The 25,844-nt window shown below is 63.9% G+C and carries 19 protein-coding genes and 1 tRNA gene; 9 read left to right on the top strand and 11 right to left on the bottom strand.

The annotated features are described in order from the left end of the window. Window positions 1-60: 60 nt before the first annotated feature. The 6 genes from HD592_RS00790 to HD592_RS00765 all read left to right on the top strand — a co-directional run bounded on the left by HD592_RS00790 (window position 61) and on the right by HD592_RS00765 (window position 7,311). Complete coding sequence (locus HD592_RS00790; protein WP_184451299.1) at window positions 61-1,002, top strand: carbohydrate ABC transporter permease; 942 nt, start codon at window positions 61-63, stop codon at window positions 1,000-1,002. After that, window positions 999-1,934: a carbohydrate ABC transporter permease gene (locus tag HD592_RS00785; protein ID WP_407822774.1), complete on the top strand. Its 936-nt coding sequence runs from the start codon at window positions 999-1,001 to the stop codon at window positions 1,932-1,934. The genes HD592_RS00790 and HD592_RS00785 overlap by 4 nt, the downstream gene beginning before the upstream one ends. Before the next feature lie 5 nt (window positions 1,935-1,939). Next, entirely contained in the window at window positions 1,940-4,189 is a 2,250-nt protein-coding gene (locus HD592_RS00780; protein ID WP_184451298.1) for a beta-galactosidase, read from the top strand. A gap of 185 nt (window positions 4,190-4,374) precedes the next feature. After that, window positions 4,375-4,779: a YchJ family protein gene (locus HD592_RS00775; RefSeq protein WP_184451297.1), complete on the top strand. Its 405-nt coding sequence runs from the start codon at window positions 4,375-4,377 to the stop codon at window positions 4,777-4,779. Beyond that, entirely contained in the window at window positions 4,776-5,588 is an 813-nt protein-coding gene (locus HD592_RS00770; protein ID WP_184451296.1) for a phosphatase PAP2 family protein, read from the top strand. The genes HD592_RS00775 and HD592_RS00770 overlap by 4 nt, the downstream gene beginning before the upstream one ends. A 481-nt stretch (window positions 5,589-6,069) precedes the next feature. After that, the gene (locus HD592_RS00765) at window positions 6,070-7,311 is read left to right on the top strand and encodes an Mbeg1-like protein (protein ID WP_184451295.1); all 1,242 of its coding nucleotides are present in this window, start codon (window positions 6,070-6,072) and stop codon (window positions 7,309-7,311) included. A 229-nt stretch (window positions 7,312-7,540) separates the two neighbouring features. Here the strand turns inward: HD592_RS00765 and HD592_RS00760 are convergent, their stop codons facing one another. The 3 genes from HD592_RS00760 to HD592_RS00750 form a co-directional block, all read right to left on the bottom strand. Then, window positions 7,541-7,798, bottom strand: a complete 258-nt coding sequence (locus HD592_RS00760; protein ID WP_184451294.1) for a GlsB/YeaQ/YmgE family stress response membrane protein — start codon at window positions 7,796-7,798, stop codon at window positions 7,541-7,543. Window positions 7,799-7,994: 196 nt separating this feature from the next. After that, on the bottom strand, window positions 7,995-8,258 hold the full coding sequence (locus HD592_RS11870) for a dihydrofolate reductase family protein (RefSeq protein ID WP_221437788.1): 264 nt from the start codon (window positions 8,256-8,258) through the stop codon (window positions 7,995-7,997). Between the two features lie 423 nt (window positions 8,259-8,681). Then, window positions 8,682-10,337 (bottom strand): ATP-binding cassette domain-containing protein, encoded by a 1,656-nt coding sequence (locus HD592_RS00750; RefSeq protein WP_184451293.1) that lies wholly within the window; start codon window positions 10,335-10,337, stop codon window positions 8,682-8,684. Window positions 10,338-10,570: 233 nt separating this feature from the next. On the opposite strand from HD592_RS00750, the gene HD592_RS00745 reads away from it, so the two are divergent. Then, on the top strand, window positions 10,571-10,933 hold the full coding sequence (locus HD592_RS00745) for a VOC family protein (protein WP_184451292.1): 363 nt from the start codon (window positions 10,571-10,573) through the stop codon (window positions 10,931-10,933). Between the two features lie 70 nt (window positions 10,934-11,003). On the opposite strand, the gene HD592_RS00740 is transcribed toward HD592_RS00745, so the two are convergent. The 7 genes from HD592_RS00740 to HD592_RS00710 form a co-directional block, all read right to left on the bottom strand. Beyond that, window positions 11,004-11,079, bottom strand: a tRNA-Ala gene (locus tag HD592_RS00740). A 9-nt stretch (window positions 11,080-11,088) separates the two neighbouring features. Beyond that, on the bottom strand, window positions 11,089-11,157 hold the full coding sequence (locus tag HD592_RS12535) for a hypothetical protein (RefSeq protein ID WP_425503116.1): 69 nt from the start codon (window positions 11,155-11,157) through the stop codon (window positions 11,089-11,091). 400 nt (window positions 11,158-11,557) lie between these two features. Continuing rightward, a complete protein-coding gene (locus tag HD592_RS00730) occupies window positions 11,558-11,728 on the bottom strand; it encodes a hypothetical protein (RefSeq protein WP_184451290.1) in 171 nt (56 codons plus the stop codon). Window positions 11,729-11,759: 31 nt separating this feature from the next. Next, window positions 11,760-12,767, bottom strand: a complete 1,008-nt coding sequence (locus HD592_RS00725) for an Abi family protein (protein ID WP_184451289.1) — start codon at window positions 12,765-12,767, stop codon at window positions 11,760-11,762. A gap of 305 nt (window positions 12,768-13,072) precedes the next feature. Beyond that, window positions 13,073-16,525 carry a DUF499 domain-containing protein gene (locus HD592_RS00720; protein ID WP_184451288.1) on the bottom strand — a complete coding sequence of 1,151 codons (3,453 nt, stop codon included), beginning with the start codon at window positions 16,523-16,525 and terminating at the stop codon, window positions 13,073-13,075. A 2-nt stretch (window positions 16,526-16,527) separates the two neighbouring features. Next, window positions 16,528-19,305 (bottom strand): DUF1156 domain-containing protein, encoded by a 2,778-nt coding sequence (locus HD592_RS00715; protein ID WP_343058695.1) that lies wholly within the window; start codon window positions 19,303-19,305, stop codon window positions 16,528-16,530. 47 nt (window positions 19,306-19,352) lie between these two features. Next, entirely contained in the window at window positions 19,353-21,311 is a 1,959-nt protein-coding gene (locus HD592_RS00710; protein ID WP_343058810.1) for a helicase-related protein, read from the bottom strand. On the opposite strand from HD592_RS00710, the gene HD592_RS11860 reads away from it, so the two are divergent. Continuing rightward, entirely contained in the window at window positions 21,219-21,461 is a 243-nt protein-coding gene (locus tag HD592_RS11860) for a hypothetical protein (protein ID WP_221437786.1), read from the top strand. The two genes, HD592_RS00710 and HD592_RS11860, sit on opposite strands and share 93 nt — an antisense overlap. Window positions 21,462-21,594: 133 nt before the next feature. Here HD592_RS11860 and HD592_RS00705 read toward each other — a convergent pair whose 3' ends face one another. Next, entirely contained in the window at window positions 21,595-22,938 is a 1,344-nt protein-coding gene (locus tag HD592_RS00705) for a DEAD/DEAH box helicase (RefSeq protein ID WP_184451286.1), read from the bottom strand. A 326-nt stretch (window positions 22,939-23,264) separates the two neighbouring features. Here HD592_RS00705 and HD592_RS00700 point away from each other — a divergent pair, with 326 nt between their 5' ends. Beyond that, window positions 23,265-25,760, top strand: coding sequence for a S8 family peptidase (locus HD592_RS00700; RefSeq protein ID WP_184451285.1), 2,496 nt, complete (start codon window positions 23,265-23,267; stop codon window positions 25,758-25,760). Window positions 25,761-25,844 lie beyond the last annotated feature (84 nt).

Here is a 25,844-nt window from a genome sequence, read left to right as displayed (position 1 = left end):
GAGTCGAACGACGCCGCCCGGCCGCCCCCCTGCCACCCCCACATCCACGAGGCGATACCCATGTCGAAATCGACCCCGGCGCCGCGGAACAGGAAAACTCGCGAACGTCATGAGGCGCTGACCGGTTGGGCCTTCATGGCCCCCTTCTTCGTGCTCTTCCTCCTCGTCTTCGCCATTCCGATCCTCGTCGCCATCCGCCAGTCCTTCTACCGCGAAGTCGCCGAGGGCGGCGGCCTCTACGGGGGCGGGGACCTGAAGACGACCTTCGTCGGATTCGACAATTTCGTCTACGCGGCCACGAATCCCGACTTCTGGTCGGGCATGGGGCGCGTCATCGTCTACGCGGCCTTCCAGATCCCCGTCATGATCCTCGCCGCCCTCGCCCTCGCCCTCGTGCTCGATTCCTACCTCGTCAAGCACAACACGATCTTCCGCCTCGGCAACTTCCTGCCCTTCGCGATCCCCGGCATCGTCGCTGCGATGGTGTGGCTCTACATCTACACGCCCGAACTCTCGCCGATCACGCAGATGCTCGCCCCCCTCGGACTCAACCCGGATTTCATGGCGAAGGGCTGGCCGATCCTCGCCTCGATGGCGAACATGACGACCTGGACCTACACGGGCTACAACATGCTGATCTTCCTCGCGGCCCTCCAGGCGATCCCCCACGAGCTCTACGAGGCCGCCCGCCTCGACGGCGCCTCCGGCTGGCAGATCGTCCGGCACGTGAAGGTCCCGCTGGTCTCGGGCGCGGCGATGCTCGCCGTGCTCCTGTCGATCATCGGGACGATTCAGCTGTTCAACGAGCCCTCGGTCATGTACTCCTCGAACACGTGGATGGGGACGAGCTACACGCCGATGATGATGGCCTATTACACGATGTTCGGGCAGATCTCGCCCGGCGGCGACGGGCCCGCCTCCGCGATCTCGATCCTCATGGCGATCATCGCCGGAGCCCTCGCCGTCATCTACGCCTTCGCCCAGAGGAGGACCCTCCGATGAGCACCTCGTCATCCGCCCGCTCGCGCCGGAGCACGGCCCGTCTCGCAGACGGCCGCGAATACCTCGCCTCCGCCGAGGGAATGCCGCCGAGGTCGATCGCCCCCTCGACTGCGGCCAGGACGATCACCCTCGTCGTCCTCGTCGTCACCCTCCTCTACTTCCTCGCCCCGATCGTGTGGGTGATGTTCTCGATGACGAAGTCGAATCCGGGCCTCGTCTCCTCGCCCGGATTCTGGTTCGCCGACGACATCCAGCTCACCGAGAACTACTCGAAGCTCATGAGCTGGACCCAGGGCCTCTTCTGGCGGTGGGTCGGCAATTCCCTCCTCTATTCGAGCACCGCCGCGGCTTTCGGCACGCTCGTCTCCGTCGCCGCGGGCTACGCCCTCGCGAAGTTCGCCTTCCCCGGCAAGAACATCACAATGGCCTTCATCATGGGCGGCCTCCTCATGCCGGTCGCGCTGCTGACGATCCCCCTGTACATCGTGTTCCACGGGATCGGACTGACGAACACGATGTGGGCGATCATCATCCCCTCGTGCGTCTCCCCCTTCGGCGTCTTCCTCGGGCGCGTCTACGCCGACTCCTCCGTCCCGAAGGAGCTCATCGAGGCCGCCCGCATCGACGGCGCCTCCGAGGCGAGGATCTTCTTCACGATCGTCCTGCGCCTCCTCGCGCCGGCGATGGTGACGATCTTCCTCTTCATCTTCGTCGCGACCTGGAACAACTTCCTCCTGCCCCTCATGATGGTCTCCTCCCCGGAGATCAAGCCCGTCACCCTGGGCCTGTACGGCATGATGAGCTACTTCAACCCCGAGAAGGGGGCCGTCATGATGGGCGCGCTCCTCGGGGTCGTGCCCCTCATCGCCCTGTTCCTCGGGCTCCAGCGGTACTGGCAGGCGGGTCTCGCGGCCGGTTCGGTGAAGGGCTGACGCGGATGAGCCGAGGGCCCCGCTCCGTCCGTTTCACGACGCCCGCCTACGGCGGCGACTGGAACCCCGAGCAGTGGTTCGCCGATGCAGATGCGGATGCGATCCTCGACGAGGACATCGCGAAGATGCGCGAGGCCGGCGTCACCCTGGTGACGCTCGGCGTCTTCTCCTGGTCGCGCCTCGAACCGGAGGAGGGCCGCTACGAGCTCGACTGGCTCGAGGGGATCCTCGACCGTCTTCACGCGGCGGGCATCGGGGTGGATCTGGCGACGGGGACCGCCTCGCCTCCCGTGTGGATGGCCCTCAACCATCCGGAGTCCCTGCCGGTCGATGCGCGCGGCGTGCGCCTCGGCTTCGGGTCCCGTCAGCAGTATTCCCCGAACTCGACCGCTTATCGCACAGCCGCCCTCGCCCTCGTCGATCGACTGGCCGACCGTTTCGGGGATCATCCGGCGCTCGTCCTGTGGCACGTGGGCAACGAGTTCGCCTGCCATGTCCGCGAGTGCTTCTCCGAGGAGTCGAAAGAGGCCTTCAGGGCCTGGCTCGAGGCCCGGTACTCGTCGATCGAGGCCCTCAACCGCGCCTGGGGGACGGACTTCTGGTCGCAGCGCTACACCTCCTTCGCGCAGGTGAGCCCGCCCTCGGCCATGCCGAGCTTCCCGAACCCCTCGCAGGTCCTGGACTGGCGGCGCTTCACGGACGACTCCTTCCGCTCCCTCTTCGAGGCCGAGGCCGCCGTGATCCGCGCTCATTCGACGCGCCCGATCACGACGAACTTCATGGGCGCCTTCCCCGTCCTCGACTACCGGAAGTGGGCGGAGTGCGTGGACGTCGTCGCGGACGACTCCTACCCGGATCCGGCCGATCCCCTCGCGGCTCATGAGATCGCCTTCGCGGGCGACCTCATGAGGGGCCTGGGCGGCGGGGCGCCGTGGATCCTCATGGAGCAGGCCCCCGGTGCGATCCAGTGGCGGTCGAGGAATTCGCCGAAGCGGCCCGGCCAGTTCCTCCTGTGGTCGCTGTCCCGGCTCGCCCATGGCGCCGATGCGGTCCTCCAGTTCCAGTGGCGCCAGTCGAGGGCGGGGGCGGAGACCTTCCACTCGGGGATGATCCCGCACGCGGGCGCTGTTTCGCGCACCTGGGACGAGGTCCTTGAGACCGGTCGGGCCCTGTCGCGGCTGGGACCGGTGGTGGGCGCCCGGACCGAGGCGGGGATCGCGATCGTCGTCGACTGGGAGTCGGAGTGGGCGCGGGCCGCTTCGATCGGTCCGACTGAGGAGCCCGCGGAGCCCCTCTTCGCATTGGCCCGGCACTGGCATCGCACGGCCTGGGAGGCCGGGTATCAGGTGGACCTGGTGGGCCCCGAGGCGGATCTGTCCGGCTATTCGCTCGTCATCGTCCCCGGCGTCTTCATCGATCGTCCCGCTCTCACGGACGCCCTTGCGGCCGCTGCGCAGGGCGGCGCCCAGGTCCTCGTCGTCGGGCCGAGCGGTGTCGTCGACGAGTCCGCTCATGCGATCCTCGGAGGGTATCTCGGGAGCGCCCGGGGGCTCCTCGGCGTCGCGGTCGCCGATCATGCGGCTCTGACGGGGCCCGTGCGCGGGGACTTCGATTCGCCTTCGGGTCCGGCGTCCGCGGTTTCGCGCATCACGAGGGCGGTCGGCGCTCCTGCCGCGTGCACCTCGATCGGCCTTCGGATCTGCTCGGAAGATCTGGCCGATCGGCTCAGCGCGCTGGCCGGTCCTGACGCCCGCGCCCGATGCGGCATGTGGGCGGAGGAGCTCGTCGGCTACGGCCGATCCGATGCCGGGGCGGAGAACGGGGGCTGCGGCGATGCCGGGGGCGAGGCGCGCGCCTTCACCCGGGCCGACGGCCTGCCCCCCGACGTCGATGCGGTCGCGGTCTTCGATGAGTCCGAAGGCGGAGCCGATCTCGCCGGGATGCCCGCCTTGACGCGACGCATGTTCGCTTCAGGGGGAGCCGCCTGGTATCTCGCCTGTCATCTCGACGATGTCACCGCGCGTGCCCTCTTCGACCTTCTCGCCGGGCGGGCGGGGGCCGCGCCCGTGATGGTGGGCCTCCCCGATGGCGTGGAGGCCTGCCGGCGCGGGGACTTCCTCTTCCTCCTCAACCACTCCGACGCCTCGGTGAGGGTGCGCGGGGTGAGGGGGACCGAGCTCCTCTCGGGTCGCTCCGTCGAGGACGGGATCGAAGTGAGTCCGAGGAGCGGGGTCGTCGTCGCCGCGCCCGCGTGAGCCACGATCCGGGCGGGTATGAGTCGAGGTCCGGGCGAGTGCGGACCCTGCTTGAGGCGGGGCAAGCCCGGGTCCAGCCGTTCGTGATCCGCGCTTGAGGCGGAGGCAAGCCCAGGTCCAAACGAGAAGGATCCGCGCTTGAGGCGGGTGCGAAGCTAAGGCCTGAGAGCCGATAGGCTGCGACCATGCCCTACGCCCAGATGCCACGATCCGAGGACGGGTGCCCCTGCGGTTCCGGCGCCCCCTTCGGCTCGTGCTGCTTCCCCTTCCTCGAAGGCGAACCCGCGCCCACCGCCCTCGCGCTCATGAGGTCGCGCTACACGGCCTTCGCGGTGGGCGACGAGGACCACCTGTTCCGATCCTGGCATCCGAAGACCCGGCCGGCCCCGCCCTTCTCCGATCCGACGATCACGTGGGAGGGCCTGCGGATCCTCGCCCTCGCCCAGGGCGGCGCGGACGATGAGGAGGGCGTCGTCGAATTCGAGGCGTACTTCCAGGATCATCAGGGCCGCGCCGGGAGCCTCCGGGAGCGTTCGCGATTCGCGCGGAGGGCGGGGCGCTGGTTCTACGTGGACGGCGAGGTCGGATGAGCCGCACGCATCCGGGCGACGAGGAACGCGCTCACGCCCCCTCCGATCCTCCGCCTCCCCCCGCCTTCAGGCCCTTCGAGGTGAGCCTCGGGCCCATCCGCATCGCCTCCGGCCTCGTCCTCCTCCTCGTCGCCCTCGTCCTCGGGCTCCTCGTGACGCTCAAGCCGATCGCGGAACTCGACCAGCGGGTCCTCGAATGGTTCGTCGCCCACCGGAGTCCGGGCGCGACTGCCGTGATGGAGGCGCTGACCGGCCTTTTCGCGCCGACGACCGCCGTCATCGGGGCTCTCGTCATCGGTGCGCTCGTCGGCGCCGTGTCACGCTCCGCGCTGTTCGGCGCGTACATCCCCGCGTCGATGGCCCTCACCTCGGCCTTCACCGCCGTTGCGAAGGACGGCATCGAAAGGGTGCGGCCGGCCCTTCCCGAACGGATCGTCGTCGAACTCTCTCACTCCTACCCGTCCGGGCACACGACCGCTGCGGCGGCGCTCGCCGTGTCGGCTGCGATCCTCATGATCTCGCGCTTCGCATGGACGCGGCCGCCCGTCCGAGGCGAATCCCCGGCGGGGGCTTCGGCCGGGACGGGTGGCGCTTCCGGGCGGGGGGCTGTTCGCGAGGACTTCGTTCGCTGGTCGAGGCCCGTCCGACGAGCGCTCATCCTCCTGGCGGCGCTCGGCCTCGTCGTCCTCATCGCCACGACTCGCGTGTACTTGGGCGCCCACTGGTTGAGCGATGTCGTCGGTGGTGCGATGGTCGGCGCGGGGGCGTCGCTCGTCCTGGCGGGGATCCTCCAGCCGCACTCGTCCTGAACTGTTTCCGCGACTGCTGCGACGGGTCGAGCAGGAGTCTTCTCGGACCCGGCGACAAGTCGGACAGACACCTTTCAGGCCCGGCAACAAGTCGGACAGACACCTTTCAGGCCCGGCAACAAGTCGGACACCCACCTTTCGAACCTGACAACAAGTCGGACACCCACCGCACTGCCTGCGGCGACAAATCGAGCATTTGAGCCCTTTTTGGGCCCGAAGCCCCTCATTTCAGGCCAGAATGACCGACTTGTCACCACCCGCCTGATGAGTCCCGACCGACTTGTTGCCACCCGACTGATGAGTCCCGACCGACTTGTTGCCACCCGACTGATGAGTCCCGACCGACTTGTTACCACCCGACTGACGGACCCCGACCGACTTGTCGCCACCCGACCGCTGAACCCCGGGCGACGGGCAATACCCGAGACCTCCCGATCCGCGCAGGCCTAGTCTTTCCACAGACCCGATTCGAGGAGGAGCCGTGGCCAAGACCGAGGATCTCATCGACTACGTCGAACGCGCCTTCGAGCCGCTCGCCCTCGAAACCTTCACGCCGGTCGATTCCCTCGTCCTGTCCTGGGCCTCCTACTTGCGGGTCCTCGGCGACGTTCCCGAGGCCGCGACTGCCGAGGGAGTGCGCTTCCAGGAGCTCCTGCGCGCTGAAGCCTTCCCCGCGTACTTCTCACCCCTGTGGGATCCGCAGAGGTCGAAACGCCTCCTCCTCGCGATGGGGTCGAGCCCCCGATTCCGCGACCTCGTCCAGTGCCGCTGCGTCGACGAGGTCGATGCCGATGCGCAGATGCAGTTCGCCGCTGCGACCTACATCCTCGGCGACGACCTCGTCTACGTGGCCTTCCGCGGGACCGACCGCACGCTCGTCGGGTGGAAGGAGGACTTCAACATGACCTTCCGTTTCCCTGTGCCCGCGCAGGAGGCGGCGGCCCGCTATCTCCGGCGGGTCGCGTCGGACACGAGGGCGAGGATCCTCGTCGGAGGTCATTCGAAGGGCGGGAATCTTGCGATCGCAGCCGCCGCTGCCAACCAGCAGCTCCTCGGAGAGCGTCTTCTTCGGGTGTATTCGCATGATGGACCCGGCTTCCTCCCATCCGTGCTCGAGCGTCCCGAATTCGTCGCCATCGCCGACCGGATCGACATGACCGTTCCCCAGTCCTCCGTCGTGGGGATGTTCCTCGACCATTCGGTGCCTTACGGCGTCGTGCGCTCGACCCGTGTCGGCCCCTGGCAGCACGACCCGTTCTCATGGGTGATCCTCGGCGAGGACTTCGAGTGCCTTGAGGGCCTGACCATCGATGCGAGGCATATTCAGGGGACGCTCGCCGAGTGGTTGGCCCGTCATGACGAGGCGGAGCGGGAGGCCCTCATCAATGCGGTCTACGAGCTGGTGACGATTCCCGGGGTCACGACGGTCGATGATCTGGCGGATTCATGGCAGCGGAACATCCCGGAGATCCGATCGCGCTTGGCGGGCATGGACCCGGAGACCCGCAGATTCATCCTTCAGTCATTGCTGCGGGTGGGAACGATCGGCCTGCATCGCATCCGTCCGACGCTGCGCGGGGCGCGCGGGGGCTTTGGCGGCGACTCGGGCCTCGCGGAGGCCTCCGCTGGCGGCGACTCGGACGCTGGGCGAAGGGCACCCGGCAACAACTCGGACACCAGGCCAGGCACCCCCGGCAACAACTCGGACTTTGGAAGAACCTGACGCCCTCTGAAGGTCGATATACGGCAGCGGATGACCGACTTGTCGACGCACCGCCTCGTGGGGGTGTCCGACTTGCAGACACGGCCACCCGCACCAATGCCCGACTTGTCGCCGGCCCTTCTCGCACTCGGTCGGATCAACCGCTCCCTCGGCGGAATGAACCCGTCGCCGGATGAGCAAAAGGGCGGCGGAAGGACCCCTCCTTCCGCCGCCCCTCAACGCTGAAGGGTCACTTCCTGCCCTTGATCGCACCCCAGATCGCGAGCACGACGATCGCACCGACGATCGAGAGGATCCAGGTCCGGAGGTTCCAGAACGAGCCGAGGCCGACGTTGAAGACGAAGTTGCCGATCCAGCCGCCGACGATCGCGCCGATGACGCCGATGACGAGGTTCGAGCCCCAGCCCTCCCCCGCACGACCCGGCATGATGGCCTTCGCGATGGCGCCGACGACGAGGCCGAGGATGATGTAGCCGAGGATTCCCATGCGGCTCCCTTTCGTTGACGGAATGATTTCGGCGGAGGTTCCGCCGTGCTTCCACCCTCTCACGATTCCGGGCCCACCGCAGATCGGTGCCGCCCCGCGAGGTGAAGAGTGCGTCACAGGGACGGCGTCCGAGGGCGGGGCCCTCAGTCCTTGAAGGGCCCGTAGGTCGCGAGGATGTTCCCCTTCTCCGTCGTCTCTACGCTGAGGAGGCGCAGACGGGTCGGGGCCGCGCCCTCGAAGGGCCGCCCCCTGAGGCGCCGACGATCGCCGGGTGGACGACGAGGGTGAGATCTTCGGGCGCGAGGGTCCGCGAGACGACGTGCTTCGTCGCGGAGTTGATGAAGTCGGCGTATGCCTGATCGGGGCCGTCGGAGGAGAAGGTCGACCAGTAGGGCGCCCACATCTCGTAGGTGACGCGGCCGAGGATCACCTCGTCGATCCGTTCGAGGGTTCGCGTCATGAAGGCGCCGAGCCCTTCGTCGAAGGAGTCGTACTGGAACTCGTTGGGGGTTCGACGCGGCGCCGTCGACTGAGAAGAAGGGCGCGGCGATGAGAGTGCGGGACATGGGGGGCCTTTCGCAGGGGAGGATCGTCCCCAGGATAGGCGCGCAGTCCCTTCGCAAGCCCTCTCCCCTCGGGCGCGGCAGGGGTTCGGCGACAACTCGGACTTTGGAAGACCCTGAGGCCCTCTGAAGGTCGATATACAGCAGCGGATGACCGACTTGTCGACGCGCCGCCTCGTCGGGGTGTCCGAGTTGTAGACACGGCCACTCGCATCAATGCTCGAATTGTTGACACCGAGAACCGAGGAAGAGTCCGAGTTGCTGCCACCCCTGTCTCCGCCTCAACAACCTCGTGGCATGAGCGGACCCCGCTCATCGCCTCAGCGCGCGGGCTCGAGCTCGATCCTCTCCCCCGCCCAGTGGTCGAGGAGCCAGCGGTCGTGGCTCGCGACGAGGAGGGTCCCGTTCCAGTCCGCGAGCGCGCCCTCGAGCGCTTCGATGGAGTCGAGGTCGAGGTAGTTCGTCGGCTCGTCAACGATGAGGATCTCGGGGGATGCGGCGACGGCGAGGGCGAGTTGGACGCGCCGCTGGTTGCCCGCTGAGAGTTCGGCGATCGGGCGGTGCCACATGGAGGGGTGGAGGATCCCGGCGCCGAGTTCCCCGATGCCCGCTTCCCAGGTCTCGGGGTCGAGGCCGGGGTCGCCGGGGGCGGGGAGGCGCTGGGGGACGAGGGCGAGGCGGCCTCCCGGATCGATGGTCCCGGTCGAATCCGGTGTCGGGGGCGTGCTGCTCGCGATCCATTGGAGGAGTGTCGATTTGCCCGAGCCGTTCGGGCCGGTGAGGAGGAGGTGCTCGCCGGCGCGCAGGTCGCAGGTGATCGGCGCGAGGCGTCCGGGCACATGCGCTTTCCGGATCGCGAGGGCGAGTGTTCCGCTCGCCTCGCCGACGGGAGGGAGGTCCATCCTGAGGAGGTATTCGCGGGGTTTGCGGACCTCACGGTGTGTGAGGGCCTCCATCTTCCGGTCGTCGCCCCGGGTCCTGCGGGTCATTGTTTTGGAGGCGCGGTCGGCGAAGAACTTCTTCTCTTTGCCCTTCGCTTCCTTGAGTCGGATGCCGCCCTCTTTGATGTCTTCGGCGGAGCGGCGGTGGGCGCGGATCTGCTTCTTCTCCTCCTGCTGGGCGGCGTGGAGTTGGACGTGTCCGGCTCGGGCCGCCGCTTTGCGTTCGAGGTAGTCGGCGTATCCGCCTGCGCAGCGTTGGACGCCCGGGAGGACACCTCCGCCCGTGGCTGTGAGGAGTGCCTGCCAGGGCGCGGTGTCGAGGTCGAGGAGGACGGTCGCGGTCTCGTCAATGAAGGCGCGGTCGTGGCTCGCGAAGAGGATCGGGCCGTGGAAGTCTCGGAGGAGTGCGGAAAGGAAGCGCGCGGCTTCGGCGTCGAGGTGGTTCGTCGGTTCGTCGAGGACGAGGACGGATGGGGCGGCCAACAGGGTGGCGGCGAGTTCGAGGCGGCCGCGCTGGCCGGGTGAGAGTGTCGACAGGTCACGCTCCTTCCCGTCTTCGCCTGCGAGGAGGCTGAGGCCTAGTCCGGCGAGGGTCTCTTCGATGCGCGCGTCGAGGCTCCACACGTCGGCGGCTTCCATCCGGGCGAGGAGCTCGTCGAATTCGCGGGCGAGGCGCCGTTCTTCGGCGGGAGACGGGCTGGTGGCGAGGGCGGCGTTCACCTCGTCGAAGCGGGAGGAGAGGGCACGGATCGGCTCGGTCGCAGCATCAAGGTAGTCGCCGACGGTCCCGGTCATCGTGAGGACGTCGGGGGCCCGGCGCAGGCCGGCCGCCCCGCCCTCGACGCCCGTGATTTCGGCTGAGCCGCTGCGCGGGACGAGGTCGCCGGTGACGATGTTGAGGAGGGTTGTTTTGCCGCAGCCGTTCGGCCCGATGAGGCAGGCGCGTTCGCCGTTGACGACGGTGAGGGAGACGCCTTCGAGGAGGGGCTCGGCGGTGTAGGAGAAGCTGAGTTCAGTGAGGGTGATCGCGGGCACGGGGGCTCCTGGACGCATCGATGCGGAAAGGGGGAAGCGTGTCGGCAGGGCCGAGGGCGTCAGGCGATCATGGGCAAACGGTAGCACGGCCGCGAGGAGCAGCTGTCGAACTGCTGGCAGAGACTCAGCGAAACCACGAAACGCATACAGCGAATCTATGAAAACTCAGCAGCGAAACGCCTGGATTCGGGACGAGGCTTGTCGCCGATGAAGGCTGCGCAGATACTGCCGTCATGCATGCCAACAGCGTCATTCTCTACGTCGCCGACCAGGGACGAGCCCGCGATTTCTATGCTGCGGTGCTGGAGGACACTCCATCGTTGGACGTCCCCGGGATGACCGAATTCGACCTTGGCGGCGTCACCTTGGGGCTCATGCCCTTCGATGACATGGCCGCGATGATCCCTGAACTGTCTGCCTCGCAGGGACAGCGGTGTGAGCTCTACCTGCGCCGCCCCGATGCGGCCGCCTGGCTGCATCGCGTCGAACTCGCAGGGGGACGGACGCTGTTACCGCTCGGCCCGCGAGCCTGGGGTGAGACCGTCGGCTACGCCCTCGACCCCGACGGCCACGTCGTCGCGATCTCGGAAGCCTGAGGCGGGAGAGGCTGAGGACGTGAACAACAGGCCGAGCGCACTCTTTCATTGCGATCGGCCCGTTTCGTGATGGTGGAGCCAATGGGACTCGAACTCGTAACCTCCTGCTTGCAAAGCAGGTGCGCTACCAATTGCGCCATGGCCCCTTGGAGGATTCAGTCGGCGAGAGGCTCGTCCGTGACGGACTTCCACAGCTTGACGTTATCGGAGAAGTCCTCGACGATCTGGCGGCTAACGATTCCTGCGGCGACCGCCGCTGCGATGACGCCCCCGGCCTCTACGGCGTGCCGGTGTCGGCGCTGTGGGAATGGCAGTGAGCCGCGGACCCTTGCCTCCGAGCATCGGAAAGAGACGGGTGTACGAGCTCATCGCAAGAGTGTGTGGGGGTTCCTGAAGCGACCAGCTTCGAGTAGCGAGGTTGATGTCGTTCGTCAGGTTCGGGAAGCTCAAAGCAGAGCAGTCAAGGTGCTCGATGCGGTCATTGATGGCTTCGGCGGGCAGGTACTGGCCTGAGCGGTTGCAGAACGCGAGGACGTCGGGGACGCCTCTCAAACTCGAACACCTGTCATCGAGGGCTGTCATGCGGGTGGGGCCCCGCCCTTTTCCACTCGGAGCGGAGTTCTTTCAGATTCCGAGGGCCTCGAACATTTCGTCAGCATCAGCAAAGCGGGATGTGCCGCGCGTACCGACTTCGCGGGCTTCTTCGAGCGCGGCAAGGGACTCCGCATTCGGCTCGCCATCGCTCTGCGTGAGCGGAATGCGGCTCTCGCGCGCGATCTGACGGTTGAAGGCCATGACACTGGACCGCGACGTTGATATCCCCTCCCTAGTTCCAAAGGTCTTCACGGCGCCAATCCTCTGGGAATCCCATCATCGTCTGAGCACTGAGACCAAGTGCTTCGACCGAGTGAGGAAAAGTCGTCATGACCTCGACGAACTTCGTAGGCCACGAGGTGTTCGGGTTGATCGCCTTGAGGAGATAAGCGGCCGTCGCTGAATGGAAATAGACGCGGTGATCCACCGGCGCCTTCGAGGAAGCCTCAAGATGAGCTAGGAAGTCGGGAGAACTCAACATATTGAGATTGAGGCGATCCGATTGGAACACGACGGGACGGTTCCATACTCGATTGCCGTGGGCACAGTGATTGCGTAGCACATTGAGCGGTCGCAGCCACCCCCGGAGAACATCCTGGTTTTTCAGGCTCAGCTCTCTGGCAATTGTGCGCTGGTCTTTGCGCTCCATGAGGCCCAAGAGACTGACAAGACAGCCCATCGTCATGAACTCAGTCGCCGCCCAAATCGGCACCTCACCGTTGTAGCGCTCAACGAAGTGTAGGACGAACTCGTGCTTACCGCGCTCAGCCTTAGCTTGCTGATCGTCGTACTCTCGGCGCCACACGTCGTAGCGACTCCGACCAGCAATGCGCCGATGCTCTTGAAGAGCCTGAGGCCCGAGCTCCGCGGTGTCCAGGTGAGCGAATGGGCCGTGTTTGCCCAGAACGTACCCGATCTTTACGCGCAGACCGATCTCGATCTGCTGGATGCCATCGAGGAGTACCTGGGCAAGCCTGTGATCAAAGTCGTGGAGCCGAACACCGTCCTCGAGGGATGCGCCATCAACGAAGGAGTCGAGGCGCTGAGGTCGTGTCCTCTTGCCCGTTGCTTGACGTTCTGGATCGATTCTCCTGAAGGGGTACAGGTATCCCGACAGTCTGTAATACCCGATCCTCTTGAGGTCTTGGATAGCACGCTCTGGATCTTCCACGGCGAGACCGCGACTGCGCAGCAGTGCCACCTGCTGGTCATAGGGGATATGAGGCTTGGCGTACTTCACGGAATCTGACCCCCATCGGAACATGAAAACCGGCCCATCGCGTACCGGTGGCCGCAGCCGAGTGGTACGTGAGAGGGGCCGGTGTTTATGGCATGATTCTATGCCATTTCGGCACACATTCACGCCGTTTGGACAGTGCACTCTCCCACTCAAGTCCATTGTCACTGGACGTCCCAGAAAAGGTCCACTCACCTCGTCGTCGATATGCCCCCCGTCAAGCTCCACGCGCCAACTGAGCAAGCCAGGCATCTCTTTGATCGTTACGAGCACGGACTCGGAGCGACATGCGCTCCGAGTCCGTCCGCCTACCGCCCCTCAAACCCGCAACTGGCATCGAAGCGGAGCACGCTCGCGTTCTCCTTGATGGTCCTCATTTCCACGTCGGTGAATCCTTCGGGCTTGCTGGCCTGAATGTCGATCGTGATCTCCAGGCTTGCTCCTGAGGCCGCGAGGAAGTCGATCATTTCGCGGCTGATGCTTCCAATGTGGCGTGCGTAGTGATCTGCGTCGACCGATACCGATCCGAAGAATCGTGTCTTCGGCGTTGGCGTTGGCGTTGGCGTTGGCAGGGTCGCAGGTGCCGTCGTCGCTGAGCTGGCTGTGCTGTGCGGCCCAGCATCCGCCCCCTGTTCGGGCAATGCCGCTCCGGGTTCGCCGTTCCCTGTGTGCTCACTCCCCGACTGTCCGGGAGAAGTACTCGGATCGTCGTGGGCCTGCGCGGCAGCGGCGCGACGCTGGTCTTCTTCTGCTTGGCGGGAGGCGCGCCCCATGTCGACCAGGAGCGTCGAATCCGTGATCTGGATTCTCGCGGTGGTGTCCGGCGGGATGATGAGGCCTTGGTATCGTCCGCTTTCGGGATCTTTCCCTGCAGCGATTGCGAATTGTTCGTCTCCGATGAGGACCGCGTCCGAGAGTGCGTGCTCGATCGCCCTGTCGAGGACGTCGCGCTGCACGAGTCGCGGCATGTACGGATAGCGGGTGAAGTACCCCCAGAGTTCCCCGACGCTGATCTCTCCGCGCTCGTCCCACAGTGTCCGCAGTTCGGTGTGGAGTGTCGCTCCGAGGATTGGGGCGCCGAGCTCGGTGATGAGTTGATCTTCTCGTCGGAGTTTGGTGCTCACTCGTTCGGCGAGCGATCGACCGCCGGAGTCGGGCACCCGCTCTGAAACGAGTTCGAAGGGCTTCGTGGCGTCGAGCTGTTCGGGGTAGAGCGCCCAAACGAAGGTGTCTCGAATCCGATCGGACACCGTCTGGTTGAATCGGGCGACCGAATCGTCGGTTTGTTTGCGCTGTTGGGCGGTGAGGTTGAGCGTGTCGCTGGTTGCTTGAACGCGTTTCCAGCCGAGGTAGCTGCGCGTCGCTGCCTCGAGGCTTTCCAGTGCTGTCTTGTCGGCGAGCAGGAAGATGAGGGCGTTGCGGTGGATGCGTTGGCTCGCGCCTTTTGTTTCGATGGCTTCGCGCACCCAGGTGTGCGCGGCCGAGTCGTCTCCGTCTTGTCTGCGTCTTACGTACCTGGGGTGCGCGATGACAAGTCGGGTGTCTTCAAGGTCGGGGATTTCTGCCGAGGAGGCGGGGGCGATGTGCACCCTGGAAAAGACGCTGCTTTCGCGTTCTTCGCTCTTGAGGCGCTCGGCGATCTCGTTCCATACGGTTTCGGGGTCTTCCCGGAGGCGTTCAGCGTAGTCGTTTGCGGTCTTTGTGACGGAGGGCTGTGTGTCGAACCAGTAGTGGCCTTGTTCTTCGTAGAAGTATGCGGAGCGTTGGGCGAGCAGTTCGAGGGCGCTGCCGAAGTTGCCGAGGGTGTCACCGGGAACGGCCGTACCGAGCCAGACGTATTGCTTGTCGATTCCCTTCCGAGTGCTGGTTGTCCGGGGGGCTGCGCCGAGGAAGATCGTGCGGGCGATTCTTTGGGTGACGAATCGTTGTCCGAGGTTCGGGCGGTCGAGGTCGATGTGGTGCGCGGTGGATCCGGTACCGTCGATGTCGGCGTCAATGATCGGTTTCCACTGGTCTTCGAGGTATTGGGTGAGGTCCGTGTTGACGGTGGTTGCGTCGAGGGGGACGTTGCCGGGGAGGATGAGCGCCGAGGTGTCGCCTTGTGCCCATAGTTCGTGGACGATCGAGGAGACGAGTTTGAGGACGCCGCGGGTGCGTTGGAATCGTTCGAGTGCTGACCAGTCTTCGTAGAGGCGGTCGAGGAGTTCGGGGTGCAGGGGGTATGAGGCGCGGATCCGCTTTTCGTAGTCGTCGTTGGGTGAGGCGGCGTCGCGGGGGAAGAGTGCGGTGTTGTTGCGGTAGAGGTTGGCGAAGCTTCGGGCCACGGTGGAGATCGTTGCGAGTCCGGCGGCGTTGGGTTCTTGGAAGAGGCGGCGCCTGACGATCTCGAAGGATTCGTCTTTGCTGGAGGGGCGCCATTGGTCGGCGACTCGGCGGATGACGTTTTGGAGGCGTTCGAGGGCGAGTTGGCCGTTTGTTCCGCCGATCTCGATGTCGTTGCCTTTCCCGTCGGTTCCGGCGTCGGAGGCGGGGATGGAGACGACGAGCATGACGCCGGGTACGGATCTCACGATTTCGGTGAGGGATTGAGCGAAGGTGAATTGGGTGTCGAAGGAGCCTGCGGGGAGTTCTTTGTCGGTGACGAGCTGGCGCGCGTAGGCGACCCATTCATCGATGAGGATGAGTGCGGGTGAGTATCGCTGGATGAGGGTGCGCAGTGCTTCGCCGGGGTTGGTGCCCGCTCGATCGTCTTCGGCGATGATTTCGTAGGCTTCTCGTCCGCCGAGTTGCCAGGCGAGTTCGCCCCAGAGTGTGCGCACTTCGGTCCCGTCGGGCTTGATCTGGGGCGATCCGGCTTTGAGGTAGGTACCGACGAGGGCGACGCGCTGTACTCCGAGATGGGCGAGGTTGGGGTTGCCGTTGTCTGTGATGAGTTCTTGGACTTCTTGAGGGAAGGCGCTGGCGGATGTTCCGCTGAAGAGGTGGTAGAGGGCGAGCATGGAGTGGGTTTTGCCGCCGCCGAAGTTCGTTTGGAGGTTGATGACGGGGCTTGCGCCGGTGTCGCCGCTGAGGCGTCGTAGTGCTCGCGACAGTAGGTCACGCAGGCCTTCGGTGAGGTAGGTGCGGGTGAAGAATTCGACGGGGTTGGCGTATTCGTCGCCGACTGCTTGGCCTGTGTGGACGAGGTGGAGGTCGGCGGCGAATTCGGAGGCGGTGAATTCTCCGCGTGCGACGTCGTCGTGGGGGCGGATGACTTCGCGCCAGGGTTTGAGGCCGGATCCGGGTTCGAGGGAGACGGCGGCGCGTTTGACCTGTTTGCGGGTTTGGTCTTCGTAGACGCTTCGTTGGAGGTCGGCGCGGAGTTTGTGTGCGTCGTCGGCGGAGTCGTTTGCGTCGACGGCGCGTAGGAGGCGTTCGATGGTGTCGAGGGCGCGGGCTGTGTCCTCGGAGTTGAAGGCTTCGCCGTGGGCCCAGAGGTTGCGGGTTTCGCGCAGTTCGGAGGCGAAGCTTTGTTGGGGTCGGGAGAGGATGTCTTTGAATTCTCGTCCGCGTTCAGTAATGGCGCGCAGTTGGACTTGGACGTCGTGTTTCACCATCGGACGCACCGGGGTTCCGCGGCGCTGAGCGTCTTCTTCTGCCCACATGTTCGGCCAGTCGGCGCTCCTGTAGATGCGGGTCATGACATCGTCGACGATGTCTTGAAGGCCTTCGCAGAGTAGGTCGAATCCCTTGCTGACTCTGTCCCTGTTATTCATCGCCATGGTCAGTCCTCTTCGTCGAAGGTGAAGGATTGTTGGGTGGAGCGTCGGCTCGGGTCGATGTGTCGAGCGTGTTCGCTGAGGTCTGCCCAGGCGCTCACAAGACCGTTGAAGAGGAGGGCGTCTGCGGTGTCCTTCTTCTTTTCCGCCTCGTGGAAGAGGAGGAATCCGAGTTCTTTGATGGCGTCCGCATTGATCCGCGTGCGGGCTTCGGCGAGTGCCGCAGCGACGGCGTCAATTCCGCGAGAGTCCATGAGTGCCGCGAGGCGCACCGTCGCTTCCCAGACGCTCACGCGCTCATCGGCGAGGGCGTCCCACTCGCCGCCGAGTTGGCTCGGTGCAAGGAGTCGGGCTTTGCCACCTTTAGCTTCGAAGATGCCTCCGCGCTCCAAGGCGCCGATCGAAGTGTCGGAGGAGCGGGCCAGCTGGTCGGCGATCCCGGAGTTCTCTTCGCTCCACCCGTATTGGCGGTACCACTTGACGGCAAAGCGGGTGTCGGGGTCGAAGTCGGATTCTTGTTCTCCGAGGACGTCGTCGAGGGTGGCGTTGATGAGGAGGAGCGCGTCGCGCACCTTCATGTCGGAGCCGTCGGCTTCGCGTACACGCGCGTATCGGGAGAAGACGGAGATCCCGGGCCCAATGGCTGCTTGTGCGAGGTCGACGGGGGCGATGCCGCCTTGCATGAGGGTGCGCAGGGCTTCGGGGAGTTCGGATTTGAGGCGTGCGACGAAGCCGCGACGCGTTGTGGATTCGGCGTTTTCAGGTCGGGGCCGACAGGCGAGGACGATCGAGGAGGCGAGGGCATTTGTTCCTTGGGAGAGCATCCGGTTCGACAATTCGCTGCGCACGGGCCAGGTCGCTGTGATTTCCCATCCGGTGGAAATGAGTCCGTCGAGCAGGGTGTGCCAGCCCGTCGAGGTCGTGCCCTCAGAATCCGCGTCCTGCTGCTTGTAGGCGTAGTAGACCGTGAGGGGTACCGAGGGGAGGGCACCTTGGCGAATTCGGGCGAAGACGGAGTTGAAGCCTTCGACAAAGAAGCGCGCGGCGCCGTCTTTCCCGTCGTGACGATAGGGATTAGCAACGAGCTCTTCGGCCTTGGGGGTGAGCATTGTGCCGACAACCTTGGTGTGAATTCCGCGCAGGCTGCGACGCAGCCACACGTAGAAAAAATCGGAGAGGTCGGAGTAGCCAATATTGTCGTAGTAGGGAGGATCGGTCGAGATCACAAGATTCGAATAGTCACGCTGGGAGGCACTGATCTGAGTGGCGACACCTTTGGCAACAGCCGGGGCGTACTCGACAGCTTTCGCTACCCACTCGATCTGCCCGAGGAAGTTGCCGGATGAAGAGGAGAAGGGGTTCGCTTCGGCATAGTCCCACACCATGGGGATTGCTTGACGCGCAAATACATTTCTGACGCTTTCACGACTCGAATCCCAGCTACACAAGCTTGCCGACCGATCCGACAATCGACTTACGCCAAGCGCCAGGTAGGTCGCGACAGCATCGGCATAGGCCCGGGCACCCGAACCTCCCTCCTCCAAACGCTCTCCCAATGGGAGTCCTGCCGCGAGCGCATCCGCCTCTACTCGCTCGCGAGCCTCTTCAACAAGGTCACTGAGGGTCATCATTGCCACAAGCTGACGGTGTGTAAAAAGATCGGAAAACGAGGCCATTCCGTATGCTGGTGGAGAGAACCACCTGGGATTATCCGCGATTTGACCATCGTCAATGCCATCGGGTCGGCCAACTTGCGCTGCAGCCGCGTGTTCTTCATTCGGGGAGATGTAGAGCCTCCCCCTTACCCCTTCAGCAACAACAGCAAGGAGATGCGCACCTATACGTCCGGCACGGCCTTCTTCGCGAATGTAGTCGTAGCTGAACGGAGTCCCATCCCCAACAGCTCGTGCGCCTTTCCCGTGTTTGATCGTCCATTCATCATCACCACGTGGCCCCTCGGCATTGTGGACAACCTCGTAGCGCACCTGCCCATCCTCGACAAAGGCGCGCACCCACGCTTCCTTGCCCTTCTTCTTACTCAGCCACCACGAGTTCACGAGCGGCACCTCAATGGGGTTCGCCGGATTGGGGCTGCGAACAGTGCGCGCCCACTTCCAGGCGATCACGGTGTACTCGCTGCCATCGGGCCCCACTGCTTTCGGGTAGAGGTGACCAATGCGGGCTTCGGCCTCGTTGCGCATCCACGTCCCGTAATAGCGGACGTCTTCGGCAAGGCCCTGCGCCCGCTCGTAGAAACGCTGAGCACCACCACCCGGATGGATGGGTTTAGCACCCGTGAAGCGCGGTGGAATCTCGACGAGGGCCTTATTGATGAGCAGCGCGAGGGGATTGAGGTCTGAGGCGTGAGCCGCAAGACCGAGGCGCTGTGCCTCCAAGGGAATGGAGCCTCCACCAGCGAAGGGATCGAGAACAGCGGGAAGCTTACCCCCGTTCGATTTACGGATCTCCTCTCGCGCCTGCTCAAGCAAGGTCTCATCCCAGCTGTTCTCCCAGACGACGAGGCGTTCCATGAGGGAATGGAGGCGCGCCCGCTCTGCATCTTGGGCCTCGATGGTGGGGAATTCCTCGGGACGTGAAGCCGGGTCGTCAACGAGCTGCGCAAAGAGAATCGCTCGTGCAGTCGCCAAGGGCTTACGTGACCAGTAAAGGTGCAGCGTCGACGGGTGCCCGTGCCGAATTGACTTCTCACGGATGGACGCCGCATTGATCGCCTCCAAAGGCAGGGAGGTTTCGATGAGCTTCTTCTTCGGCGTGCTCGTCACGTTTTTTCCTTTGTTGAGAGTGGAGGTGGAAGGAGAGGAGTGCGGTGTCATTGCGCAGGGCCTCCGCGCGCCCAGTAGTCGGCCCACACTTCGTTGTAGGAACGCGTCGTCGCAGAGGGCTCAAGATGAGAAAAGGCATGACGCACGTAGCGCAGACGATCAAGCGCTGAGCTCTGCGCCGATACCTCGACGAGGGCGAGGCGATGACGATCCCCCTGCGTATGCGCGAAGGTCACTTCATTCGTCGTGATCGTGAAGGTGTCCGATCCTTCGATCCGCCCCTTCACTTCGATGTAGTGGATGCGTCCCTCACCATCAGTCGAGGCAATGTCGTAACCGGGGTTGTTGCGCGGCATCTCCACCGGGTTTCGGCCAAGGGTCCGTTCGGCGCGAAGGACCGCTTCGACGGCCCGACGCTCCACCTCTTCGAGTCGCTCACGCCCGAAAACACCTGCCTCTGCCTGCGACTCTTCCAGGAGGTGACTGGGAATGACGAGCGCCCTGCCTCGGATAATGGCCGGGGTTGCGAGGAATTTTGTCGCCCCGTCGAGTTCGATCATTCGACGCTGCAAACGCTCATCCAACTCTCGGGCGCGAGCCCACGCGGTCTCCGCGCGCAGGCGCCCAACAGTTCCTTGACGCTCAAGGAGTTCAAGACGATTGAACTCATGATCCCAGTGGTTGATTTCCGCCCTCAGGCGCGCCCGCACCTGTGCCCGGGTTCGTTCAGTTTCGAGGCTCGTGCGCTCGACGAGCTCATGAAGGCGAGGCTGCAACCCCTCACGGAAGGCGAACGCCCTCGCCGCCTTGTCATGGCTGCCCAAGGCCCACTCGCTCGCGCGAATCCTTGCGATTCCCTCAGCCTCTGCGGGATCGGGGCGGTCATACTCCATGTACGGGGGAACACCAGCAAGGGTCACCGTCCCGTCCTCGGCAATGAGCGGATAGTCGAAATGTCGTTCCGCAGTGTCATGCGAGGAGGTTTCGATGCGCTGCTCGACGCTGAGCATGAGCATCGGCGCCTCGGCCTGACTGGGGCGCCGATCAACGAGCACCGTGCCCCGCTCCAAGGTGTCCCCGAGATCCTCGATCGTCAGCTCGATGAGTGCATCGAGAAGCGGATGCCCTGGAGCAATAAGCGCAGCATCAAGCTGGCCATCGGGATGCATGAGGGAACGCTCGAAGGTGACGCGCTCGTACTGCTCGGGCAGCGGAGCCCACCTATTGAGGCGTCGAGCCGTCTCAATCACGCGGCTCGGAACCCGTGTGATTTCGTAGCGGCCCCGTTCTCTTCGGAAAATGCGCCCGCCCAGACGGGTGAAGGCCGGGATGAAGAAGGCAGCGATGTAGCCGGGCTGGAGGCGGCGCTCGCGTGCCCGTTCCATTCGAGCCCGGACTTCATCAAGATCCAGGGAGGAGAACATCTCCGGGTGGAGTGCCCGCTCGGTGACCATTTCATGAAGGCCATCGGACACGCTCGAATCAATGATCCGATCGAGCTTCGCCTTCACCTGAGGCTGATCCCCATACCGGATTGCCTCGATAAGAAGGTCACGCAAGGACCGCTCCTCGAAAGCATCCTCTTCTCCGAGGACATTGAAGAGATTGCCCTCGTAGGCCGCTGACATCTGCTCGATCTTGCCGAGCAAACGAGTGAAGACATCACCCTCACGCGTATCCTTTGCGACCAGGTTCCACAGATGGCAGACCTCGCGTTGCCCGATGCGGTGAATACGGCCGAAGCGTTGCTCGATCCGGTTCGGATTCCACGGAAGGTCGTAGTTCACCATGAGGTGGGCACGCTGCAGGTTGAGCCCCTCGCCCGCAGCATCGGTCGCAAGGAGGACGACCGTGTCCGGGTCGTGGGTGAAGCGTTCACGTGCAAGCTTGCGATCCTCACGGCGTGTGCCGCCGTGGATCGTCACCACCGAATCTGCCCGGCCGAAGAGGGTGGTGATCTTCGATTCCAGGTATTCGAGCGTGTCGCGATGCTCCGTGAAGACAATGATCTTGCGGGCTTCGCTAGTCCTGCCCGGAGCGAGAAGCTGCTCGTCAAGAATCGAGCGGAGTTCGACCCACTTCTTGTCATCGTCTCGGTGTCGGACCTGACGAGCAAGAGTGATGAGTTCGGTAAGGACCGTAATTTCAGCCTGTAGCTCCGGGATCGTCTGAGCGGCAGTCGCTAGGTCGATGACCTCTTCAGCTTGTTCCTCAAAATGTGCGCGTTCTTCCGGAGTCGTGTCCTCGTCGATGTCATCGAAGTCATCGAGAGAGAAGGCGGGAAGACCGTCAGTGGTGTCGCTTACGCTGCCTGTGATTCCGCCCCACGAATTCGCGGGGGGGGGTACAATTCTCTACCCCGTCAGCGATCTGCTGCATTTCGCGGAGCTTATTCTCAAGACGGGAACGCCGACGGTCCAAGGACCGCCAGATGGCTTCGGGGCTTGAGGCAAGCCTGCGTTGAAGAACCGTCAAGGCAAAGCCCACGTTGTTCCCGCGCTTCTTGTCGCCCGCTTGCGCAATCCGCTCTGCGCGTCCCATTTCGGTGCGGACGTAGTCGGTAACGCGCTCGTAGAGGTCATGCTCAGCAGGACTCAATTTGTACTCGACCGTGTACGCCCTGCGTTCGGGGAAGAGTGGCTTGCCTTCGAAGGTGAGCAAGTCTTCCTTCACCATGCGTCGCATGAGGCCGTGAGTATCGGTACGGTGGACGCCTTTGCGGAACTGTCCTTCGAAGCGATCGCGGTCGAGCAGGGACATGAAGAGTTGAAAATCCTCTTCCTTGCCCGCGTGAGGGGTCGCTGTCATGAGGAGGAAATTGTGGGCGGTCTGAGACAGGAGGCGGCCGAGCGCGAAGCGCTTCGTCTCATCGACCTCGCCCCTCCATGAGGAGTAGTGGGCGGACATCCTGTGCGCCTCGTCGACGACCGCAACATCCCAATTCACCTCACCGAGCTGTTCCATGAGGTCCTCGCTGCGCGACAGCTGGTCCATGCGAGCGATGAGGAAGGGGTGCTCGGCAAAGACATTGCGCCCCTGGGCATCGTCGATCATCGTGCGAGTGAAAACATCGAAGTGGAGGTCGAACTTCTCGCTCAGTTCCTCACGCCACTGCTCGACGAGGCCCCCCGGAGCAACGATGAGGGCGCGTTCGCAATCCGAGCGCAGGATCATCTCTTTGAGATACAGGCCTGCCATCACGGTCTTGCCGGCACCTGGATCATCAGCGAGGAGGAATCGCAAGGGAATACGAGGAAGGAGCTCCTCGTACACGGCGCGGATCTGATGCGGAAGCGGATCAACATCCGAGCTGTTCACGGCGGCCAAGGGGTCGTACAGGGCGGCGTACTGGATCCGCAGAGCCTCAGCTGCCAAGCGGAATTCATCGGGATCGGCATCGAAAGCGGGAGCTGTATCTGCGTCACTGAGAACTTTGACCTGAACAAAATCGGCATCGGTGACCGTGCGAGCTCCGCTCACCCCTGAAGCCTCACGGTAGAAGATCTCGAAGACGCCCTCGTCGATCGGTCCGATCGCGATGAGCGTGACGTCCTGGCCGGGCACAAGTCCCCGGAGGCACTGCCCAGCATGCAACTGAGCGAAGGTCATTGCCGCGTCACCTTCAACATTCATCGCAGGGCACCTCCTTCCGGGTCGCAGGCACTCGATCAGTATAAGAAGGCGCATACGCGTCTGGAGCCCCCTCGATGAGGAGCAACATTGGGCCGCCCACATGCACACGGATCAGGTGACAAGACGAAAACGAGCGGTGCGATCGGCTAGAACTCATGGATAGTTCTTCGCGAGGTATCTCGCGGGAGGTGCGCAGATGCCTTCAAGAATCACGCGGTGAATCTCGTGCTGTTGAGCATGACCCACGGCAGCACTATGCGGGGCACACAACTTTAGATGTTATGCAGCAGATATTTCTAAAGTCAAATTTGTTCAAAGGCTGGGTAATGTCTCTGGTGCGCAGTCGATTCGTGAATGATCGTATCGTCCCCATCAATCCAGAAGAAAAGGACGATAACTTGGCTGCACACTTTGCACCACGTCGCATAGCCGTTGCGACCGCAGCCGGAGTACTCGCGACTCTCGGTCTCGGAGTCGTCTCACCGGCTCTCGCGGAAGACTCCGTGAGCTCATCGGCTCGTTCGATCACTTCCCCGGCTTTCACCACCGACGGTAAGCCGATGAACTACGCCGTAAATCTCACCACAGGCACCACTGCCGCATCCTTTGACCAGGCCGTCAGCCTGGCCGAGCAATGGGGTGTTTCACTGCAGAAATACCCTCAGTTCTCAAGCTTCTTCATCCAATCCGTTGACCCGCAATTCGCCGAGGATCTCAGCCAGGCGCTGAATGCCGCGGGTATCACCTTCGACTCCATCGGCCCGACACGACAGGCCGCTGTCACAGGCGACGAAGTGGTCGTGCCTCTCGAGAATCCCACAACACGCGCGGCCGCCAACGAACGCGCATCAACCGGCCTCGCCGATGGTTCACAGCTTGAAGACTTCACTCCAGACCCTTCTTCCTCACAAGCCTGGGGCCTTAGCGCAATCGGAGCGATCGAAGCTCAGAAGGTCGATGTTGAGCTCGATCCTGTCGTCGTCGGCGTCCTGGACACAGGCATCGCTCCGGACCACCCGGACCTCAAGGATCAGATCAATACCGATCTATCGGTTGGCTGCCAGTACAACGGCATCCCGAGGCAGGGTGTGGAGAACTGGGCTGACGATCACTACCACGGCACTCACGTCGCCGGAACCATCGCCGCCGCACACAACGGGATCGGAGTCGATGGTGTCGCCCCGCACACGACCTTGGCAGCCGTCAAAACCTCGAATTCTGAAGGACTCTTCTACCCCGAGTACGTGGTTTGCGCATTTGTCTGGGCCGCCGATCACAACTTCGATGTGACCAACAACAGCTACTACGTCGATCCTTGGGCCTACTGGCTTCCGAACGAACCCACCCAGGCAGCGGGCCTCGAAGTCGTCACGCGAGCAGTCCAGTACGCCGATGATCATGACGTTGTAAACGTCGTGGCCGCCGGTAATTCGAGCCACGACCTCGACCACCCCACGACGGACGACGAGTCTCCTAACGATGTGGGCGCGGATAATGTCATCAAAGGACGTGACGTCAGCAACGGCCTCGACATCCCCGCGATGCTCGATTCGGTTGTCACCGTTTCCGCAGTTGCACGCCCCTATAACGCCGATGCCGCGACCGCGACCCTGTCACGTTCGCGTTTCTCCAACTACGGCGTAAAGAACATTGAGGTCGCAGCTCCCGGCTCATCGATTTACTCAACCTTCCCAGCCAGCCGCAACTACTACGGAACAATTAGCGGCACCTCGATGGCATCACCACACGTCGCCGGTGTCGTTGCGCTCCTGCGCGGAGTCGATCCGACTCGCAGTGCCACCGAAACGAAGGAAGTGCTCTACCGACAAGCGGAACAGCTCTACTCACGCCTGGCGGAACCGACCGATGGCAGTGAATACCGCGGTCACGGCCTCGTCAACGCTCTCGGAGCGGTCTTGGAGGACCAGCCATCTGCCGAGGTGACGCTCAGCTATTCAACCGACGCGGGAAAAACCTGGAAGGAGTTCTCCGACGCGACTTCGATCCGCGACCCCTTCATCGTGCGTGCGCACGTCACCGGTCCCGCCACCTCCGTCCTCTTGAACGTGGCTTCGGACAACGCCGCTGTCGATGCCCTCTTGCCGAAGCTGTCGCAAGATGCCGACGGATCCTTCGACGGCGATGTCACGGTCACCACCGAGGAGATCGATCCGGCTGAGCTGCGCTCCGCTGCCCGCTCGAGCGCGACCTCTACTGAGAATCGTTCGGGAGCACTGTCCCTCAATGAAACTGACGATCCGCTCGTCCTTTCCATTGATGCCACCGCATACGGCCGAAATAACGATGCGCGCGCGGCGGACGACACCACCGTGGCGAGCATCGCGACCCTTCCCGAGGCCTCCCTCTCCGTTCACCCTGCGAACGCACCTGCTGACTCACTTGCCACGAGCGGTGCCGGTTCAGCACTCATCTTGACGGCGACCGGCCTTCAGCCGGGCGATTCGGCAAGCTTCAGCGCCGGTTCCCTCGGCCTGCTCGGCACCGCAACCGTAGATGCCGAGGGCGTTGCGACGCTGAACTGGACCGTCGGGAAGGAAACGGAGGCTGCTACCTACACCCTGTCGGTCACCGGTGCCCAAGGCGGATCCGCCAGCACGGCACTGGCAATCACCGCGGCTCCTGCGGAGCCCGAAACGAAGGCGGAAAGCTTCAGCGAAAAGTCCACCGCGACACCTGTGGCTGCCAGGGTCGCTACCGGTCTGGCCGCAACCGGTGCTGACACTCCCGCCCTTCTCGCGCTGGTCGCTCTAAGCGCCGTGGTCGGCATCGGTGGTGTAGCACTCGCGCGCCGTCACAAGTGACAGGCGAATGTCCGGGGCTGCGATAAAGCAGACGTGAACCCCGAAGCAAATGGGGTGGGAGCCGAGCGCTCCCACCCCATTTGC

Source organism: Schaalia hyovaginalis, from assembly GCF_014208035.1.
GTDB lineage: Bacteria > Actinomycetota > Actinomycetes > Actinomycetales > Actinomycetaceae > Pauljensenia > Pauljensenia hyovaginalis.
This window is presented reverse-complemented; position numbering and strand designations above follow the sequence as displayed.

What these genes read in the sequence shown, in the direction of transcription:
- HD592_RS00790 (WP_184451299.1), top strand. Translation starts at nt 61, where the DNA reads ATGTCGAAATCGACCCCGGCGCCGCGGAACAGGAAAACTCGCGAACGT.
- HD592_RS00785 (WP_407822774.1), top strand. Translation starts at nt 999, where the DNA reads ATGAGCACCTCGTCATCCGCCCGCTCGCGCCGGAGCACGGCCCGTCTC.
- HD592_RS00780 (WP_184451298.1), top strand. Translation starts at nt 1,940, where the DNA reads ATGAGCCGAGGGCCCCGCTCCGTCCGTTTCACGACGCCCGCCTACGGC.
- HD592_RS00775 (WP_184451297.1), top strand. Translation starts at nt 4,375, where the DNA reads ATGCCCTACGCCCAGATGCCACGATCCGAGGACGGGTGCCCCTGCGGT.
- HD592_RS00770 (WP_184451296.1), top strand. Translation starts at nt 4,776, where the DNA reads ATGAGCCGCACGCATCCGGGCGACGAGGAACGCGCTCACGCCCCCTCC.
- HD592_RS00760 (WP_184451294.1), bottom strand. Translation starts at nt 7,798, where the DNA reads ATGGGAATCCTCGGCTACATCATCCTCGGCCTCGTCGTCGGCGCCATC.
- HD592_RS11870 (WP_221437788.1), bottom strand. Translation starts at nt 8,258, where the DNA reads ATGACGCGAACCCTCGAACGGATCGACGAGGTGATCCTCGGCCGCGTC.
- HD592_RS00745 (WP_184451292.1), top strand. Translation starts at nt 10,571, where the DNA reads ATGCATGCCAACAGCGTCATTCTCTACGTCGCCGACCAGGGACGAGCC.
- HD592_RS00730 (WP_184451290.1), bottom strand. Translation starts at nt 11,728, where the DNA reads ATGGCCTTCAACCGTCAGATCGCGCGCGAGAGCCGCATTCCGCTCACG.
- HD592_RS00720 (WP_184451288.1), bottom strand. Translation starts at nt 16,525, where the DNA reads ATGGCGATGAATAACAGGGACAGAGTCAGCAAGGGATTCGACCTACTC.
- HD592_RS00705 (WP_184451286.1), bottom strand. Translation starts at nt 22,938, where the DNA reads ATGAATGTTGAAGGTGACGCGGCAATGACCTTCGCTCAGTTGCATGCT.
- HD592_RS00700 (WP_184451285.1), top strand. Translation starts at nt 23,265, where the DNA reads ATGTCTCTGGTGCGCAGTCGATTCGTGAATGATCGTATCGTCCCCATC.